Source organism: Helicobacter pylori SA221C (assembly GCF_000476855.1).
In the GTDB taxonomy this organism is placed as follows: Bacteria; Campylobacterota; Campylobacteria; order Campylobacterales; family Helicobacteraceae; genus Helicobacter; species Helicobacter pylori_DK.
Genome location: NZ_CBPT010000002.1, coordinates 20,992 through 38,062, shown reverse-complemented (window position 1 = coordinate 38,062; position 17,071 = coordinate 20,992). Strand labels below are relative to the sequence as shown.

Sequence of the window (17,071 nt, the reverse complement as noted above, 5' to 3'; positions counted from 1 at the left end):
ACTCTATAATCATGCGGTATTTTAGAAGCACTTTTTTGTTATTTTTCATGACGCTTTTTTTTGTCTCTTGCTCCAAGCACCCTTTTTCTAAGCAAACCCCCAAAACTAGGGAGCAAATCAGACAAGAAGAAGCCAATAAAAAAAGAGAAGAGACTTTGAATGCCTTGCGCCAATTTAGGCTCATTTATATTAACACGCCGGTTTTTCGCTTTTATGATTACGGCACAATCAAAACCGATAAAGACCATAATATTGAAGTAACCCTTTATAAGCTCAGCCAAAGAGTGGGCGATATTTATATGACTAAACGAAACATTTGTTTTAGCCAAAAATGTTCGGCTAAATGGATTGCTGCAAGGGATTTGTTTGGTAAAGTGAGCTATGGGGATTTGTTTGATGACATTGTTTTAGGGAGGGATATTTTTAAAGGTTTAGGCAAGCGCCACTTAACCCCTGAATATGTGATCCAAAGGTTTCAAAAAAGCGGGGAAATTATCCTTTATGAAAGAAAAAATGGCTTGATTTCTTTCCAGAATTTGACTCAAAAAATCGCTATCAGGATTGAACCCTATGAGCCTTCTTTGCAAGATTTAGAAGATAATGAAAACGCTGACAGCGAGCTCCAATGAAAAACTTTTCCCCACTTTGTTGTTTTAAAAAGCTCAAAAAACGCCATTTAATCGCTTTGAGCCTGCCCTTGCTTTCTTATGCCAATGGCTTTAAAATCCAAGAGCAAAGCCTGAATGGCACGGCTTTAGGCTCGGCGTATGTCGCTGGGGCTAGGGGGGCTGACGCTTCCTTTTATAACCCAGCGAATATGGGCTTTACTAACGATTGGGGTGAAAACAGAAGCGAATTTGAAATGACCACCACCGTGATTAACATTCCGGCCTTTAGCTTTAAAGTCCCCACGACTAATCAAGGCTTGTATTCGGTTACGAGTTTAGAAATTGATAAAAGCCAACAAAATATTTTAGGCATCATCAACACTATAGGGCTTGGCAATATCCTTAAAGCGCTTGGCAACACAGCCGCTACTAATGGCTTATCACAAGCAATCAATCGTGTTCAAGGGCTTATGAATCTAACCAATCAAAAAGTCGTAACCCTCGCTTCAAAACCTGATACTCAAATCGTGAATGGTTGGACGGGCACGACTAATTTTGTTTTACCCAAATTCTTTTATAAAACGCGCACGCATAACGGCTTCACTTTTGGGGGGAGTTTTACCGCTCCTAGTGGGTTGGGCATGAAATGGAATGGTAAAGGGGGGGAATTTTTGCATGATGTGTTTATCATGATGGTAGAGCTTGCCCCTAGCATGAGCTATACTGTTAATAAGCGCTTTTCTGTGGGCGTGGGCTTAAGGGGGCTTTATGCGACCGGGAGCTTTAATAACACCGTTTATGTGCCTTTAGAGGGCGCTTCGGTTTTGAGTGCGGAACAGATTTTAAATCTACCCAACAATGTTTTTGCCGATCAAGTGCCAAGCAACATGATGACTTTATTGGGCAATATCGGCTACCAACCAGCGCTTAATTGCCAAAAAGCCGGTGGGGATATGAACGATCAGAGCTGTCAAGAGTTTTACAACGGCTTGAAAAAAATCATGGGCTATAGTGGCTTAATCAAAGCGAGCGCGAATCTTTATGGCACGACTCAAGTCGTGCAAAAATCCAACGGGCAAGGCGTATCAGGGGGCTATAGAGTGGGTTCGAGTTTGCGTGTGTTTGATCATGGCATGTTTTCTGTGGTGTATAATTCTTCAGTTACATTCAACATGAAAGGCGATCTAGTGGCTATCACAGAGCTTGGCCCTTCTTTAGGGAGCGTTTTGACTAAAGGCAGCTTGAATATCAATGTTTCACTCCCACAAACCCTAAGCCTAGCCTACGCCCACCAATTTTTTAAAGACCATTTAAGAATAGAGGGGGTGTTTGAGCGCACTTTTTGGAGTCAAGGGAATAAATTTTTAGTAACCCCTGATTTTGCGAACGCCACTTACAAGGGCTTGAGCGGAACAGTGGCTTCACTAGACTCTGAGACGCTTAAAAAAATGGTAGGCTTAGCGAATTTTAAAAGCGTGATGAACATGGGGGCTGGCTGGAGGGACACCAACACCTTTAGATTAGGGGTAACTTACATGGGTAAAAGCTTGCGTTTGATGGGCGCTATTGATTATGACCAAGCTCCAAGCCCCCAAGACGCGATAGGTATCCCGGATTCTAATGGCTATACCGTGGCTTTTGGGACTAAATACAATTTTAGGGGCTTTGATTTAGGCGTAGCGGGAAGTTTCACTTTTAAAAGCAACCGCTCCAGTTTGTATCAATCCCCAACCATTGGTCAATTGAGAATCTTTAGCGCTTCCTTAGGCTATCGCTGGTAAAACATGCCAAATCATCAAAACATGCTAGACAACCAAACGATTTTAATCACCGGTGGCACTGGGAGTTTTGGCAAACGCTTTGCGCGTCAAGTTTTAGACACCACCAACGCTAAAAAAATCATTGTTTATAGCCGAGATGAATTAAAGCAAAGCGAAATGGCCATGGAATTTAATGATCCTAGAATGCGTTTTTTTATCGGCGATGTCAGGGATTTAGAGCGCTTGAATTACGCTTTAGAGGGCGTGGATATTTGTATCCATGCGGCCGCGCTCAAGCATGTGCCTATCGCTGAATACAACCCCCTAGAATGCATTAAAACCAATATCATGGGAGCGAGCAATGTGATTAACGCATGCTTAAAAAATGAAGTGAGCCAGGTCATCGCCCTAAGCACCGATAAAGCCGCTAACCCCATTAACCTCTATGGAGCAACCAAATTGTGCAGCGACAAGCTCTTTGTGAGTGCGAACAACTTTAAAGGCTCTTCTCAAACGCAATTTGGCGTGGTGCGTTATGGTAATGTGGTGGGGAGTCGTGGGAGCGTGGTGCCGTTTTTTAAAAAATTAGTCCAAAACCAAGCGAGTGAAATCCCCATTACCGATATCCGCATGACACGATTTTGGATCACCTTAGATGAGGGGGTTTCTTTTGTGCTTAAAAGCTTGAAAAGAATGCATGGGGGTGAAATTTTTGTGCCTAAAATCCCTAGCATGAAAATGACTGATCTCGCCAAAGCCCTAGCTCCTAATACTCCTACTAAAATCATAGGCATTCGCCCGGGCGAGAAACTCCATGAAGTGATGATCCCTAAAGATGAGAGCCATTTGGCCCTAGAATTTGAAGACTTTTTTATCATTCAGCCCACCATAAGCTTCCAAACGCCTAAAGATTACACGCTCACCAGACTCCACGAAAAAGGCCAAAAAGTCGCCCCTGATTTTGAATACAGCAGCCATACTAATAACCAATGGCTAGAGCCTGATGATTTGTTAAAATTACTATGAATTTTTTAGAAGATTTGTTTTACCCCTTAAGATTGTTAGAAAACAAGCGCGTTTTATTGCTCGTGAGCGGATCTATTGCGGCGTATAAATCCCTAGAATTAACGCGCTTGTTGTTTAAGAGTGGGGCCAGTATTCAAGTGGTGATGAGTAAGGGCGCAAAAAAATTCATCAAACCCTTAAGCTTTGAAGCTTTGAGCCACCATAAAGTCTTGCATGATCGTAATGAAAAATGGTATTACAACCACCAAAACAAATTGCACCATAACCACATCGCATGCGCTGCTAGTGCTGATTTACTCATCTTTGCTCCTTTAAGCGCTAACAGCCTGTCTAAAATCGCTCACGCTTTAGCGGATAATACCATCAGCGCGACTTTTTTAGCTTGCGCTTCCCCTAAAATCCTAGCCCCTAGCATGAACACTAACATGCTCAATTCCCCTATCATTCAAAGTAATTTAAAACGCTTGAAAGATTCCAATCACATTATTTTAGACACCAAAAACGCGCTTTTAGCATGCGACACTAAAGGCGACGGGGCGATGGCTGAGCCTTTAGAAATCCTTTTTAAAGCCTCTCAAACGCTCTTAAAAGACGCTTATTTTGAAAACAGAGAAGTCATAGTCATGGGTGGCGCGAGCATAGAAAAGATTGACAGCGTTAGAGTCATCAGCAATCTTTCTAGCGGGATTCAAGCGAGCACTTTAGCCCTAGCGTTATATTTTAAGGGAGCGAAAGTGACTTTGATTGCATCAAGCTTCCCCACTCCTTTGCCCAAAGAAATCGCAAGCGTTTTAGTTAGCGACACCGCTTCTTATGAAAACGCCTTAAATAACGCCGCTAAAAACCTGCAAAAACATGCCTTAAAACCCCTACTCTTCAATTTAGCCGCCATTAGCGATTATGTGCCTAAAACTTCTTTTAACCATAAGCTTAAAAAAAGCGAACTGGGCGAAACCCTAAATATTGAATGCGTTCAAAATAAGGATTTACTGGCTTCTATCAATCCTAATCAATTCGTTAAAATCGGTTTTAAAGCCGAAGATAATCAACAAAACGCCATCAAAAACGCTCAAAATCTTTTAAAACCTTTTAAAGATAACGGCAAGGATTGCTCCATGGCCGCTTTGAATCTCATTAAAGATTCGCGCCCTTTTGGTTCATTAGAGAATGAATTGTGGCTTTTTAGCCATCATAAAACCCAAAAAATCCCTTCTATGAACAAATTAGAAGCGGGCTTTAAAATCCTTGATTTTATCAAAGACAACGCCCTTTAATGCTAGAAGCCCTAAACGCCCTAAACCAGCTTAACGCTCTTCATTCCAAAAACGCCGCGCACCATTTTAACGCTACCCTACCCATTCTTTTAAAGGTTTTAGAAAAACAAGATAAAGATCTTTTTCTTTTGCAAGTGGGTAATAAAATTATCCCCACCAGAAGCGAACAGGAATTAAAAATCAATCAGCCCTATTTTGCGACCATGCAAAGAAACCAATTGGGCGATATTGTGCTTAAAAATTTAGTTCCTGCCCCAAAAATCTTAGATGCATTGGACGACTTGCCCGGGCTTGAAATGAAAAAAATCAAAGAAATCTTAAGCGCTAAAGACAGCACCCCCTTAAAAGAATACAAAGAACTTTTAAGCGAAAAATTAGTCCATGCTAAAAATTCTCAAGAGTTTTTGAATATAGCCAACATGCTTTTAAGCTTGCAATCGCAGGTTTTAAGTTTTGTGGTTCAGAACGAGCGCAAAAAAGCCTTTTTGCAAATGAAGGCCAAAAAACAAAGCGTTGATTTTTACGCCCTCTATCCTAATTTAGGCGAAATTAGCGGCGTTATTTATTTGAAAGAAAAAGAAAAACAACTTTTTTTAAAAACCACCCTCCAAAGGACTAAAGAGATTTTAAAAGAGGCTCAAAACACCCTTTTAGGCTTTTCTTGCGTGGAAATTGCGTGCGAAAAAACCCCCATGCTTTTTGCCTTTGAAGAGCGCTTATTAGACACACTAGGGTAGAAAAATTTTCATTTTTTTAAAAGTGTTTCAATTGCTAAGGCTTTATCTTTGGCTTGCGTGATCGCGCTGATGACTGCGATACCCCCATATTCGCGCAATTTTGAAGCGTTATGCATCGTGATGCCCCCAATCGCTATGAGGGGTTTTTTTACCCCGCTATCTCGTATTTTTTTTAAAAGATTGACGCCTACAACTTCTTTAGCGTCTTTTTTAGATGGTGTGGGGAAAATAGGGCCTACCCCTAAATAGGCTATATGATCTAAATGGCGCGCTTTTAGGGCTTGCTCTAAAGTATTGACGCTCAAACCGATAAAAAGGCGCTTTTTGCATAAAGTTATCACCTCTTCTATAGCCATGTCTTCTTGTCCCACATGCACGCCATCAGCCTTTAATTCTAGCGCGAGTTTTGCCTCATCATTGACAATAAAAGGCGTGCCGTATTTTTTGCATAATTTTTGACACTCTAGGGCTAATTGTTTGATTTCAATAGGATCTTGTAAGGCTAAATCGCCTTTTTGGCGGAATTGAAACGCTGTGATTTGAGATTCTAAAGCCAATTCTAAAGTCTCTAAAAGCGCGTTTATCCTATCGTTTTTGCCGCCCTTTATGTGGTAGAAGTCTTGCGAGCCGGCCACAAACATGAGTTTCAAACAATCCGCATCAAACAAGATTTTTAACGCTCCATAAATTCAAAGGCCCATGCCCATGCCCAATGTTTAAGGGGTTTTGAATGATGATGGTTAAAAGCTCTTTAGCCTTTGTGATAGCGTTTTTTAAATCCAACCCTTGAGCGAGTAAGCCCACAATCAAGCTAGATAAAACACAACCCGTGCCATGCGTGTTTTTCGTGTTAAAGCGCTTGGCGTTTAGGATCAATTCAGTGTCTTCTAAAAACACCCAGTCGTTGCTAAATTCCCCTTGAAAATGTTCTGTATGCCCCCCTTTAATCACAGCGTTTTTAACGCCTAAATCTCTTAAAATGCCCATCGCTTTTGAAGCGCTTTTATCGTCTTGCACTTGAATGCTTGTAAGCGCATAAACTTCAGGGAGGTTAGGGGTTAGTAAATTGGCTTTAGGTAGAAGGCGTTTTTTTAAGCTTAAAATCGCATCTTCTTCTAAAAGCAAGGCCCCATTCTTTGCCACCATCACCGGATCTAATACACAAAACCCAAAATCACAGGTTTCTAAAGTGTCCGCTACGCATTCAATGATTTGATTATTGCATAACGCTCCCATTTTGAACGCTTTGATAGAAAAATCATCTCTAATAGCTAAGATTTGCGCTTTTACGCTCTCTGCACTCAACGGATAAACTCCATGCACGCCCTGTGTGTTTTGTGCGGTGATGCAAGTGATCACGCTTGTCCCAAACACGCCCAAAGTTTGGAACGCTTTCAAATCGGCCTGTATCCCAGCGCCCCCACCGCTATCGCTGCCAGCAATGCTTAAAACTTGCGGGTAAATTTTCACCACTCTTCCTTAATAAGGCTATTTTCTAACTTTATGGGCAAGCTTAGAGCGTCTAAAAAATAAAACAAGAACGAACCATTAGAGCCGTTATTTTCCAACACTTTTTTTGCGCATTAAAAGCGGCTTGTTTATAGAGCGCGCAAAGTTGCACCATAGAATCTAAGGGGTCTTTTTTCAAACCTAAAAAGCTCGCGCACGCTGCTGTATGCAAACACCCAGCCCCCGTAATGAGCGCTAAATACCCGCTCCCCCCAGTAATGCTAAAAACCTTTTTCCCATCGCTCACGTAATCTGTTTTACCCGTCATTACCGCTATCACAGAATATTTTTGAGCCGCTAGTTTGACTATTTCTACAGGCGTGGCGGCATCATTGGAGTCTAACCCCTTACTTTTGCAAGAAATACCCACTAAAGAGCCTAATTCTGCAGCATTACCCCTAAGAACGCTAATCCCTTTGCTTTCTAAAAGCTCCAAACTTGTGTCATGACGCAAAGCGCTCGCTGAACACCCCACAGGATCTAACACGATGGGTTTATTCAAAGCCTTGTAATGTTTGATAGCCTCTTTAGCGCATAAAATCATGCGTTCATTAAGAGTGCCAATATTGATAGCGAGCGCGTCAGAAATTTTTGCTAAATCTTGCATTTCATCAATCGCATCACTCATTAAAGGCGATGCCCCCAAGGCTAACAAGCCATTAGCCACAAATTGCGCCACCACATAATTAGTGATATTATGCACTAAGGGGCGTTTTTGGCGTAATTCTTTTAACATTTTAAAACCTCCTTAAAATTTCTTGTATTTTACAAAAAAATCCATCAGGCGGTGCTTGTCTTTAAAATTTAATATAAGAGCGTTCAAAAAAATGAACTATTTTTCATTGACCTCATCTTTTTTAACCCCATTCTTTTTAAAGATAGCGCTAGTGAGATCGCAAAAGCGGTGGAAAAAGCGAGAAAGGGTTGCAGCGACTTTTTCTTTCACCTCTGCATAGCGCGAACTAAACATGGAGGGTCTTTCTTCAATGATTTTAGGGAATTCTGTCCCGCTGAAGCTGATTTCGCCCCCTTCAAAGGCATGTTGCATGAACGAATAGGCTTTTTCTTCATTCAAGCGGTTTTCTTCTATGATATTTTGGAATTCCTCTTCTCGTTTTTGGTGGATATAGCTTTGAAAATATTCATGGACTTTTTGATCCTGGCTGTTGTATTGGTCAATGAAATCCATGATCAAATCTTTTTTATTCCTTAATTCTATGCTGGAGTTAATGACAGGCTCTATTTTATTTTTAACGCCTTGGATCTCTAAATGATGCTCTTTAGCGAACTCTTCAATCAAGTTTAAAATATAGTCAATATTGACTTCCACTTGCTTAATGAGTTCAATTTCAAAAATCAAATCATCGTTAATCTCTTCTTTATCCCCTCTTTTTTCTGGCCTCATTTCATCGTAAAAATCAAGGTATTTGCTTTGATAGTCTTGAAAATCCCTAGGACTGATGTAATCGTCTTTATTGAAATTTTCAAAGCTGTTTAAAATATTTTCCAATTTCAAAATCTTGCCAAAAAGCTTGATAAAATCCTTTTTCTGGCTTTCTGAAATGATTGGCTCTTTTAGGGGGAAATCGGTTAAAAGCCTTTTGATTAAACCCTCATAGCCCTCATATTCTTTATTCTCATCAACATAGCCTTTCAAATAGTCTTCATATTTTCTTAACAACACAATGGATTGAGCGTCCTTGTTGCCAAAAAGCGTGAGCGCGGCATTCAAATCCTGCTCCAAATCCCTAAAACAAACGATATTCCCATGCGTTTTAACGCTGTCTAAAATGCGGTTAGTCCGTGAAAAAGCCTGAATTAGCCCATGGTATTTCAAGTTTTTATCCACCCAAAGGGTGTTAAGCCTAGTAGCGTCAAACCCGGTAAGAAACATATTCACCACCATTAAAAGATCAATCTCACGATTTTTCATTTTTTGAGAAAGATCCTTATAATAGCTTTGGAATTTTTGATCCGAAGTGTCATAAGAAGCGCTAAACATTTGATTATAATCCGCAATCGCGCCCTCTAAAAAATCCCTTGAGCTTTTGTCTAGCCCAGAGGTGTTTTCATTGTTTTCATCTTCTAATGCATCAAAATCTTCATTAGGGCTATAACTAAAAATCGTAGCGATTTTAAGGTCATGTTTTTCTTCTTTAAAGGCTTGATAGTATTTTTTCAGCATTTCTATATTTTGACATGCCAGAATGGAATTGAATTTTTTATTTTTAGTGGTTTGATTGAAACGCTCTACAATGCATTTAGCGATTTCTTTGATCCTTTTAGTGTCTAAAAGGGCGTTTTGCGCATCAATGGCTCTAATATCTTTATCCTTAATGTTTTCTTTAGCTTTAATGGTGTTGTGGTATTCCACTCTAAAGGGCAAGACATTTTTATCCCTGATCGCATCAATAATGGTGTATTGGTGGAGGCATTTCCCAAATTTCTGCTCTGTCGTGCCTAGCGGGTTGTTTTTATCGCAATTGTCTTTCAAAATGGGCGTGCCGGTGAACCCAAAAAGGTGGTATTTTTTAAACGCTTTGGTGATGATTTGATGCATTGAGCCTAATTGACTCCTGTGGCATTCATCAAAAATCATCACAATTTCTTCATTAAAAATCGCATGCCCCTTAAGGTGCGATTTAACGAATTTGTCTAATTTTTGGATCGTGGTGATAATGATTTTAGCGTTAGGGTTTTCAAGCTGTTCTTTTAAAATCTTGGTGCTGGTGTTAGAGTTAGCGCAATCTTTTTGGAATTTATCGTATTCTTTCATGGTTTGATAGTCTAAATCTTTTCTATCCACCACAAACAAAACTTTTGCAATGTGTTCTAATTCTTTGGCTAAAGTCGCGCTTTTGAAACTCGTTAAAGTTTTACCGCTCCCTGTGGTGTGCCAGATATAGCCTCCGCTTTGGCTTTTCCCATAAGTTTTATGATTATGCGTGGCTTTGATTTTTTCTAAAATCCTTTCTGCTGCCACGATTTGATAAGGCCGCATCACCAATAAAACCTCATCGCTGGTAAAAACGCAATAGCGCGTTAAAACATTCAAAAGGCTATGCTTTGCAAAAAACGCCTTAGTAAAATCCATTAAATCTTCAATATTGCAATTCTTGCTATCCGCCCAATAATTCGTGAATTCAAAAGTATCGGCCTTGTTGTTTTTCTCAATTTGCGCCATTCTTGTGGTGTTTGAATAGTATTTAGCGCTCGTGCCGTTACTGATGACAAAAATCTGCACAAACTCAAAAAGCCCGTCTTCGGCGCTAAAACTATCCCTTTTATAGCGTTTGATTTGGTTAAACGCCTCTCTAATCGCCACGCCCCTTTTTTTCAATTCCACATGCACTAAAGGCAAGCCATTCACAAGGATGCTCACGTCATAGCGGTTCGCATATTTCCCCCCTTTAGCGCTGTATTGGTGGATCACTTGCAAGGCGTTTTTATAGATATTTTTCTTATCAATGATTTTAATGTTTTTGGTTTTGCCATTCTCAAGGGTTAGGTTAAAAATCGGATCTTCTTGGATTTTCCTCGTTTTGGCTTTGTAATCATCGTTTTTATTAGCGATGAATTGAGAATAAAGAGTGTCCCATTCTTTGGGCGTGAAATGATGATTATTAAGCTTTTCTAACTGCTCTTTTAAATTCTCTTTCAATTCTTTTTCATTGTGGATGTTTTTAAATGCATAGCCTTGTTTTTCTAAAAGCGCGATAAATTCCCTTTCTAATTGCGCCTCGCTCTCATAAGCGCTTTTCCTTTCATTATCGCTATGAAATTCCGCTATTACCGTGCTTTCATTGCTTTCTGCGATCGTTTCGTAATTCATGTTATCCCTTGTTTTGGAGCGCTTTGAAAGTCAATAGTTTTTCTCGGTAATATTCGTATTGCTTTTTTCGCGCTTTTAATTCTGTGTTTAATTCTGTGTTTAATTCTGTGTTTAATTCTGTGAAGGCGTCCAAAATCTTAACGATCTCTTGTTGGATCTCTAGGGGTGGGATGGGGATGGTTATTTGCATAATGTTATTACTAGAAATGCTATAAGGTATAGCGCTTCTATTTGAAATAGAATATAAATAATTTTGCATGTTTGTTAATACATAATAAAGGTATCTATTGATTATTAGGGTTTCGTTTGGAATAACAGAAAAACAAACATCATTCGCCCAAAACTTTTGATTTTGCCAATTAACAAATCCGGCGGTTCCATATTGAGCTATAGTGATTGTATTTTCCTCTCTATTGTATTCATTTAAATACCCCATAAATCCTATTCCACCAGATACAACGGGATATTTTCCTTTATCTAGTATTTCTTTTTTTGTAACTCTTTTACCTCTAATTATTTCACACACCTCCCCCAACTTCCTAAACCCCACCCCATCAGGCGCTAGAGTTTGGAGTAAAGCTTTCAAGCGTTTGGGGTAGGTTTTGTGCGCTAATTTTTCTTTAGCGTCTTTGTGGCTTTGGTTAATGTCGTTAAAGTCTAAAAGCATGTTTCTATAATATTCGTATTGCTTTTTTCGCGCTTTTAATTCTGTGTTTAATTCTGTGTTTAATTCTGTGTTTAATTCTGTGAAGGCGTCCAAAATCTTAACGATCTCTTGTTGGATTTCTAGGGGTGGGATGGGGAACTTATATTTTTTAAAAGCAGTCATATCCACAGAAGCAAAACCTGAAACATTGGTATTATTTTTACACCATTCCCCTAAAAGAAAACATTGATAAAAAAAGAATTTCATGTCTAAAGCAATATCACAATTCGCTTTTTTGCTTAAAAAAGTGAATTGTTGATTCGCTAGCGACTCAACGATTAAAAGGGCATGCTCTCCTATCGTTGCTGTTGTAGAAATAATAATAGAATTTTTAGGGAATAATTTCTTACCTTTCAAAGCCTTTGGGGTAATGTGTTGGATAGAGTCTTTTAAAATCCTCCCATTTTCTCTAATGTCTTCCATTCTAAACCAAGGGATAGTCCCATTTTTCCAAAATTCAGGATTGTTTTTTGATGGGGTGTAACCATTTCTAATTTCAAAAACCTCTTCAAGCGTTTTAAACCCCACCCCATCAGGCGCTAGAGTTTGGAGTAATTGTTCTATTTTGTTCATTTTTGCCCCTTTTAAGCTTCTAGCTCTTTGATGATTAGATCAAGGCTGTTTCGTAAAGCGCTTTGCTTTCCCACCACTTGAGAAATCTCCAAATTGAGCGCTTTGATGTCAATGATTTCTTTCGTGTCTTCTTGCTCCACATAGCGGTTCACTGAGAGGTTGTAATCGTTTTCTTGTATTTGCTCCATGCTTGCTAGAGCCGAAAAATGCTTGATGGCTTTCCTTTCGGTGTAGGTTTGCAAAATCTTTTCTCGGTTGTGCTTTTTAAGCTTGTTTTGCTTGCCTTCTTTGAGGAATTCCTTACTCGCATCAATAAAAAGCGTGGTGTCGTCTTTTTTGTTTTTCTTAAGCACTAAAATGCAAGTAGCGATATTCGTTCCAAAAAAGAGGTTTTCAGGCAAAGCGATCACGCAGTCAATGAAATTATTCTTCACTAAATACTCTCTGATTTTCTTTTCCGCACCGCCTCTATAAAGCACCCCGGGAAATTCTACGATCGCAGCAGTGCCTTGATTGGAAAGATAAGAAAGCATGTGCATGGTGAAAGCGAGATCGGCGGCTTTTTGGGGCGCTAGCACGCCGGCCGGGCTAAAACGCTCATCGTTGATTAAAATAGGGTTTTTATCGCCCACCCATTTAGTGGAATAGGGAGGGTTAGAAACGATCGCATCAAAAGGCTCATCGTCTTCATGCTTGGGGTCTAAAAGCGTGTCCCCTAGCGCGATGTGGAATTTAGAATAATTGATGTCATGCAAAAACATGTTGATACGGCAGAGGTTGTAAGTGGTCAAATTGATTTCTTGCCCAAAATACCCTTTGGAAACATTTTTATCGCCCAGCACTTTAGAAAATTGCAAAAGCAATGATCCGCTCCCGCAGCATGGGTCATAAACTTTATTGACGCTCTCTTGGTTGTGCAGGGTGATTTTAGCGAGCAGTTCGCTCACTTCTTGGGGGGTGAAATATTCCCCTCCGCTTTTGCCGGCATTGCTCGCATACATCGCCATTAAATATTCATAAGCGTCGCCAAAAACATCGATCCCGCTTTGTTGGTAGTCGCCTAATTGCATGCCCCCTATGGCTTGAAGGATTTTAGTCAATTTTTCCACCCTATTTTGATGAGAGCTCCCTAATTTGTTGCTATTGACGTCTAAATCCGCAAACAAGCCTTTGACATTGTCTTCTGATTTAAAGCCAAGGCTGGATTTTTCTATTTCGGTGAAAACGTTTTGTAGGGTTACATTGAGATCTTCGTTATTGGGTGCGTTTTTTAACACGTTACAAAATAAAGCACTAGGCGGGATGAAAAAGCCTTTTTCTTCAATAAGCCCTTCTCTCGCGCCCTTGGCCTCTTCATCGCTCAATGAAGCGTAATCAAAGTTCGGATCAATCTCTCGCTCTTGCTTATTGATGTAATCGGTCATGTTTTCTGAAATGTAGCGGTAAAAAAGAATGCCTAAAACGTATTGCTTGAAATCCCAGCCATCCACTGAGCCTCTCAATTCGTTCGCCACTTTCCAAATGGTGTTGTGCAATTCGTTGCGCTCTAATGAAGAAGATGAATGGCCGTTGTTTTTCTCGTTTGCTTGGGTGTTTTGGGTGTTTTCCATAATAAGCCCCTTTTTTGTGTTTTGATTGGCGGTTCTGTTTGGCGTTGTCAGCGCACCCTTTAAAGGTTTCATTATAGCAAAGAATATTATTTTTTTATTCCTTGCATTTTCCATGCGTTTTGCGCGGCAAATAAGCTATAATCGCCTTTTTAAAATTCATTTTTTAAAAGGGGTTTGAATGGTATTTGACAGAACAATCAGCGTAAGAGAAAAAAAAGCGGCTAAAACGCTTGGGATTATTGGGGTGGTCTTTTTTATTTTGTTTGGCATAATGATAAGTGGGGTGGCCTTTCAAAAAGAGTGGGTGCAACAATTGGATTTATTTTTTATAGACTTGATCCGCAACCCTGCCCCCATTCAAGGGAGCGCGTGGCTTTCTTTCGTGTTTTTTAGCACATGGTTTGCGCAAAGCAAGCTCACCACTCCTATAGCCTTACTCATTGGCTTGTGGTTTGGGTTTCAAAAACGCATCGCTTTGGGGGTGTGGTTTTTCTTTAGCATCTTATTAGGTGAATTCACCTTAAAATCCCTTAAGCTTTTAGTGGCGCGCCCACGGCCTGTAACCAATGGCGAATTGGTTTTTGCGCATGGCTTTAGTTTCCCCAGCGGGCATGCTTTAGCTTCAGCGCTTTTTTACGGCTCTTTGGCGTTGTTGTTATGCTATTCTAACGCCAACAATCGCATTAAAACGATTGGCGCTATTATTTTACTCTTTTGGATTGTTTTAATGTCGTATGATAGGGTTTATTTAGGGGTGCATTACCCTAGCGATGTTTTAGGAGGGTTTTTATTAGGGATTGCTTGGTCGTGTTGCTCTTTAGCGCTTTATTTGGGGTTTTTGAAACGCCCTTATAAAGCCGCTTAAAGCGTTTTTTAAAATCTCGTTTTTTAAAAAGAAAGCGATGGGTTAGGGTATAACTCCTCTTTCTTTTTAACCTCATCAAATTCATCTTTATAGCGGTTTGGGAAATCCGGGTCATAATCCACAACGCTTTTTAAGAAACCGCTGAATTTTTTATTTTTGTCGCTAAGCTCTGAAGCCACGGTGTAATCAATTTTTTCTTTGTATTTAGCGTTCAATAAAATAGCGCTTTTATCCTCATCAGTTCTTAAATCAATCACGCCAATCCCAAAACTCGCATGCAAACGCTTCAATAAATCCATGAGTTTAGAATTATGCGTATCAATATGACGGCCCACTAAATACCCCTCATTAGCCCACGAGCTGTTAGAAATCGCTTGAAAATAACACTCCCTGCAATTATTCACGCTGATTTCTTTTTTCAATTCAAAGCTCACCAGTTTAACGGGTAAAGTGTCAAATTTCTTAGAAAAAGCGATTAAATTTTCATTAGATAATTCAGCATGTAAAAACCTAACCCCCACCATGTCCGGATAAAGCCACCTGTCCATGCCTTTTGGCGATTTTGAACTCTCTTCATGAAAAATGGTTTTCGTGTAGCATTTCAAATTTTCATTATGAAAAGCCATGTAAGTTAAAAAGGGGTGCAAATCCCTTTCATGCGCAATTTTAACGCTTGAAACGCTGGGCTTTTCTATGTTTAAAACCGGCTCTTTAGCCGCGCCTTTTAAAGCGATTAAAACTGGGTTTTCTTGCACTTTCAAAAAAGGCAGTTCTTCGCCCTTGTTTAAGGCTGTATAAATAGGGGAGCTAACGCTTTGGTGTGGGGTTTTGCCCCCATAATCAAACATTTTTGTAATCTCGCCTTTTTCAAAAAGCTCTTTGGCTTTATCATACACTTCAGTAGGGCTAATCGGTCCTGTGATCTCTAAAACGCTTTGAATGATTTGAATATCTCGTGGTTTCATTTTTTGCCCGCTAAATACTCTTCATAACTGCCTTTAAAATCAATGATTGAAGCACCTTTAGGGCTTGGGACTAATTCAATGATCCGGTTAGCATACGCATCAATAAGCTCTCTGTCATGGCTTACGCAAATCAGCGCCCCATCAAATTTAAAGAGCGCTTCACCTAGCGCGATAATAGACTCTAAATCCAGGTGGTTGGTTGGCTCATCTAAGACTAAGAAATTCCCCCCCTCTAACATGAGCTTGGATAAAACCATTCGGTGTTTTTCGCCTCCGCTTAAAGCGTTCACGCACTTTTCTTGCTCTTCGCCATTAAAAAGCATCCTCCCTAAAGCGTTTCTCACCTCGGCGCTTTCAATCTTTTTATTGAAATTAAAGAGCCATTGATACAAGGTTTCTTCCCCACTGATTTCTTCGCTCACGTTTTGAGGGAAATAGCCTTTTGAAACGGTCGCTCCCCATTTCACCACGCCTGTATCTGGCTTTAACTCTTCTACTAAAATCTTACAAAGCGTGGATTTACCCACGCCGTTTGGCCCTATGAGAGCGATCTTGTCTTTAGGCATCACTTTCAAGCTCACTTGATTTAAAACGATTTGCCCGTCATAACTTTTAGAGATGTTTTCGCATTCTAAAGCTTCATTACCAATGGTGCGTTTGGGTTTAAAAATAATGCTAGGATCCCTCCTGCTAGATACCGCTAAATTTTGAATGTCTAATTTATCCAGTTGTTTTTGGCGGCTGGTGGCTTGCTTGGCTTTGGAAGCGTTAGCGCTAAAACGAGCGATGAATTTTTCTAGCTCCTCTTTTTCTTTGAGTTTTTTATTGCGTTCGGCCTCTTGCTGTTTAATCATCAAAGTAGAAGCGATATACCAATCGTCGTAATTCCCGCTGAATTCGCGCACGCTGTAAAAATCCAAATCCAAAATATGCGTGCATACCGCATTTAAAAAATGCCTGTCATGGCTGATGACTACCATCGTGCCTTCATGGCGTTTGAGGTTGTTTTCTAGCCATTCAATGGCGTTTAAATCCAGGTTGTTAGTCGGCTCATCTAAAAGCAAAATATCCGGTTTAGGGAACAAGACTTGAGCGAGAAGGATTTTAAATTTATCGCTGCTTGGCAAGGTTTTCATCAAATCGTTGTGCCTATAGCTAGGAATGCCTAGATCTTCTAGGATTTTTTCAATCACCACTTCGCATTCATACATGGGATCTTCTTCTACGCAAATGGTTTCTAACTCCCCTAATCTCGCATTCACTTTATCATCGCTCAAATCGCCTTCAGTGTATAAGCACTCTTTTTCTTTGATAGCGTCATACAAACGCTTATTACCTATCAAAACCGCATCTTTAAGGCTCAAATCTTCAAAAGCGTATTGATCCTGCCCTAAAACCCCCATTCTCATACCGCTTGTGATGATAACTTCCCCACTGCTACAATCAATGCTCTTGCTTAAAATCTTTAAAAAAGTGGACTTTCCTGCGCCATTAGCCCCAATCAGCCCGTAGCGCTTGTTTTTATCCAGCTTGATATTCACGTTTTCAAACAATTTTTTAGTCGCATAGCGTTGCGTTAAGTTGATGGTTTGTAGCATCTTATGAT

The 17,071-nt window shown here is 40.0% G+C and carries 13 protein-coding genes and 1 pseudogene; 6 read left to right on the top strand and 8 right to left on the bottom strand.

Annotated elements, in window-relative coordinates; translation table 11 throughout:
- Window positions 1-11 precede the first annotated feature (11 nt).
- From QU01_RS01635 to QU01_RS01615, 5 genes are read left to right on the top strand one after another with little or no spacing between them, the layout of a single operon-like run.
- Entirely contained in the window at window positions 12-629 is a 618-nt protein-coding gene (locus QU01_RS01635; RefSeq protein WP_033761802.1) for an HP0838 family lipoprotein, read from the top strand.
- Window positions 626-2,389 (top strand): OmpP1/FadL family transporter, encoded by a 1,764-nt coding sequence (locus QU01_RS01630; protein ID WP_033761805.1) that lies wholly within the window; start codon window positions 626-628, stop codon window positions 2,387-2,389. Before QU01_RS01635 ends, QU01_RS01630 begins: the two co-directional genes overlap by 4 nt.
- Window positions 2,390-2,410: 21 nt before the next feature.
- The gene (gene pseB / locus QU01_RS01625) at window positions 2,411-3,394 is read left to right on the top strand and encodes a UDP-N-acetylglucosamine 4,6-dehydratase (inverting) (RefSeq protein WP_033761902.1); all 984 of its coding nucleotides are present in this window, start codon (window positions 2,411-2,413) and stop codon (window positions 3,392-3,394) included.
- The gene (gene coaBC, locus QU01_RS01620; RefSeq protein ID WP_033761807.1) at window positions 3,391-4,668 is read left to right on the top strand and encodes a bifunctional phosphopantothenoylcysteine decarboxylase/phosphopantothenate--cysteine ligase CoaBC; all 1,278 of its coding nucleotides are present in this window, start codon (window positions 3,391-3,393) and stop codon (window positions 4,666-4,668) included. The genes pseB and coaBC overlap by 4 nt, the downstream gene beginning before the upstream one ends.
- Window positions 4,668-5,405 (top strand): hypothetical protein, encoded by a 738-nt coding sequence (locus QU01_RS01615; RefSeq protein WP_033761810.1) that lies wholly within the window; start codon window positions 4,668-4,670, stop codon window positions 5,403-5,405. Before coaBC ends, QU01_RS01615 begins: the two co-directional genes overlap by 1 nt.
- Window positions 5,406-5,413: 8 nt before the next feature.
- On the opposite strand, the gene thiE is transcribed toward QU01_RS01615, so the two are convergent.
- The 6 genes and pseudogenes from thiE to QU01_RS01585 all read right to left on the bottom strand — a co-directional run bounded on the left by thiE (window position 5,414) and on the right by QU01_RS01585 (window position 13,635).
- Window positions 5,414-6,073 (bottom strand): thiamine phosphate synthase, encoded by a 660-nt coding sequence (gene thiE, locus QU01_RS01610; RefSeq protein WP_033761812.1) that lies wholly within the window; start codon window positions 6,071-6,073, stop codon window positions 5,414-5,416.
- Window positions 6,066-6,875, bottom strand: a complete 810-nt coding sequence (thiD, locus tag QU01_RS01605) for a bifunctional hydroxymethylpyrimidine kinase/phosphomethylpyrimidine kinase (RefSeq protein WP_033761813.1) — start codon at window positions 6,873-6,875, stop codon at window positions 6,066-6,068. Before thiD ends, thiE begins: the two co-directional genes overlap by 8 nt.
- Window positions 6,872-7,650: pseudogene (gene thiM, locus QU01_RS01600) on the bottom strand (hydroxyethylthiazole kinase). Before thiM ends, thiD begins: the two are co-directional and overlap by 4 nt.
- A gap of 96 nt (window positions 7,651-7,746) precedes the next feature.
- A complete protein-coding gene (locus tag QU01_RS01595) occupies window positions 7,747-10,746 on the bottom strand; it encodes an HsdR family type I site-specific deoxyribonuclease (RefSeq protein WP_033761816.1) in 3,000 nt (999 codons plus the stop codon).
- A gap of 1 nt (window position 10,747) precedes the next feature.
- Window positions 10,748-12,025 carry a restriction endonuclease subunit S gene (locus QU01_RS01590; protein WP_033761818.1) on the bottom strand — a complete coding sequence of 426 codons (1,278 nt, stop codon included), beginning with the start codon at window positions 12,023-12,025 and terminating at the stop codon, window positions 10,748-10,750.
- An 11-nt stretch (window positions 12,026-12,036) separates the two neighbouring features.
- Window positions 12,037-13,635 carry a type I restriction-modification system subunit M gene (locus QU01_RS01585; RefSeq protein ID WP_033761904.1) on the bottom strand — a complete coding sequence of 533 codons (1,599 nt, stop codon included), beginning with the start codon at window positions 13,633-13,635 and terminating at the stop codon, window positions 12,037-12,039.
- Window positions 13,636-13,813: 178 nt separating this feature from the next.
- Here QU01_RS01585 and QU01_RS01580 point away from each other — a divergent pair, with 178 nt between their 5' ends.
- On the top strand, window positions 13,814-14,500 hold the full coding sequence (locus QU01_RS01580; protein WP_033761820.1) for a phosphatase PAP2 family protein: 687 nt from the start codon (window positions 13,814-13,816) through the stop codon (window positions 14,498-14,500).
- Between the two features lie 23 nt (window positions 14,501-14,523).
- Here the strand turns inward: QU01_RS01580 and QU01_RS01575 are convergent, their stop codons facing one another.
- Together QU01_RS01575 and QU01_RS01570 are read right to left on the bottom strand one after the other, a co-directional pair.
- The gene (locus QU01_RS01575; protein ID WP_033761823.1) at window positions 14,524-15,465 is read right to left on the bottom strand and encodes a COG2958 family protein; all 942 of its coding nucleotides are present in this window, start codon (window positions 15,463-15,465) and stop codon (window positions 14,524-14,526) included.
- Window positions 15,462-17,063, bottom strand: coding sequence for an ABC-F family ATP-binding cassette domain-containing protein (locus QU01_RS01570; protein WP_033761825.1), 1,602 nt, complete (start codon window positions 17,061-17,063; stop codon window positions 15,462-15,464). Before QU01_RS01570 ends, QU01_RS01575 begins: the two co-directional genes overlap by 4 nt.
- Between the last annotated feature and the right edge of the window lie 8 nt (window positions 17,064-17,071).

What these genes read in the sequence shown, in the direction of transcription:
- QU01_RS01635 (WP_033761802.1), top strand. Translation starts at nt 12, where the DNA reads ATGCGGTATTTTAGAAGCACTTTTTTGTTATTTTTCATGACGCTTTTT.
- QU01_RS01630 (WP_033761805.1), top strand. Translation starts at nt 626, where the DNA reads ATGAAAAACTTTTCCCCACTTTGTTGTTTTAAAAAGCTCAAAAAACGC.
- pseB (WP_033761902.1), top strand. Translation starts at nt 2,411, where the DNA reads ATGCTAGACAACCAAACGATTTTAATCACCGGTGGCACTGGGAGTTTT.
- coaBC (WP_033761807.1), top strand. Translation starts at nt 3,391, where the DNA reads ATGAATTTTTTAGAAGATTTGTTTTACCCCTTAAGATTGTTAGAAAAC.
- QU01_RS01615 (WP_033761810.1), top strand. Translation starts at nt 4,668, where the DNA reads ATGCTAGAAGCCCTAAACGCCCTAAACCAGCTTAACGCTCTTCATTCC.
- QU01_RS01595 (WP_033761816.1), bottom strand. Translation starts at nt 10,746, where the DNA reads ATGAATTACGAAACGATCGCAGAAAGCAATGAAAGCACGGTAATAGCG.
- QU01_RS01590 (WP_033761818.1), bottom strand. Translation starts at nt 12,025, where the DNA reads ATGAACAAAATAGAACAATTACTCCAAACTCTAGCGCCTGATGGGGTG.
- QU01_RS01585 (WP_033761904.1), bottom strand. Translation starts at nt 13,635, where the DNA reads ATGGAAAACACCCAAAACACCCAAGCAAACGAGAAAAACAACGGCCAT.
- QU01_RS01580 (WP_033761820.1), top strand. Translation starts at nt 13,814, where the DNA reads ATGGTATTTGACAGAACAATCAGCGTAAGAGAAAAAAAAGCGGCTAAA.
- QU01_RS01575 (WP_033761823.1), bottom strand. Translation starts at nt 15,465, where the DNA reads ATGAAACCACGAGATATTCAAATCATTCAAAGCGTTTTAGAGATCACA.
- QU01_RS01570 (WP_033761825.1), bottom strand. Translation starts at nt 17,063, where the DNA reads ATGCTACAAACCATCAACTTAACGCAACGCTATGCGACTAAAAAATTG.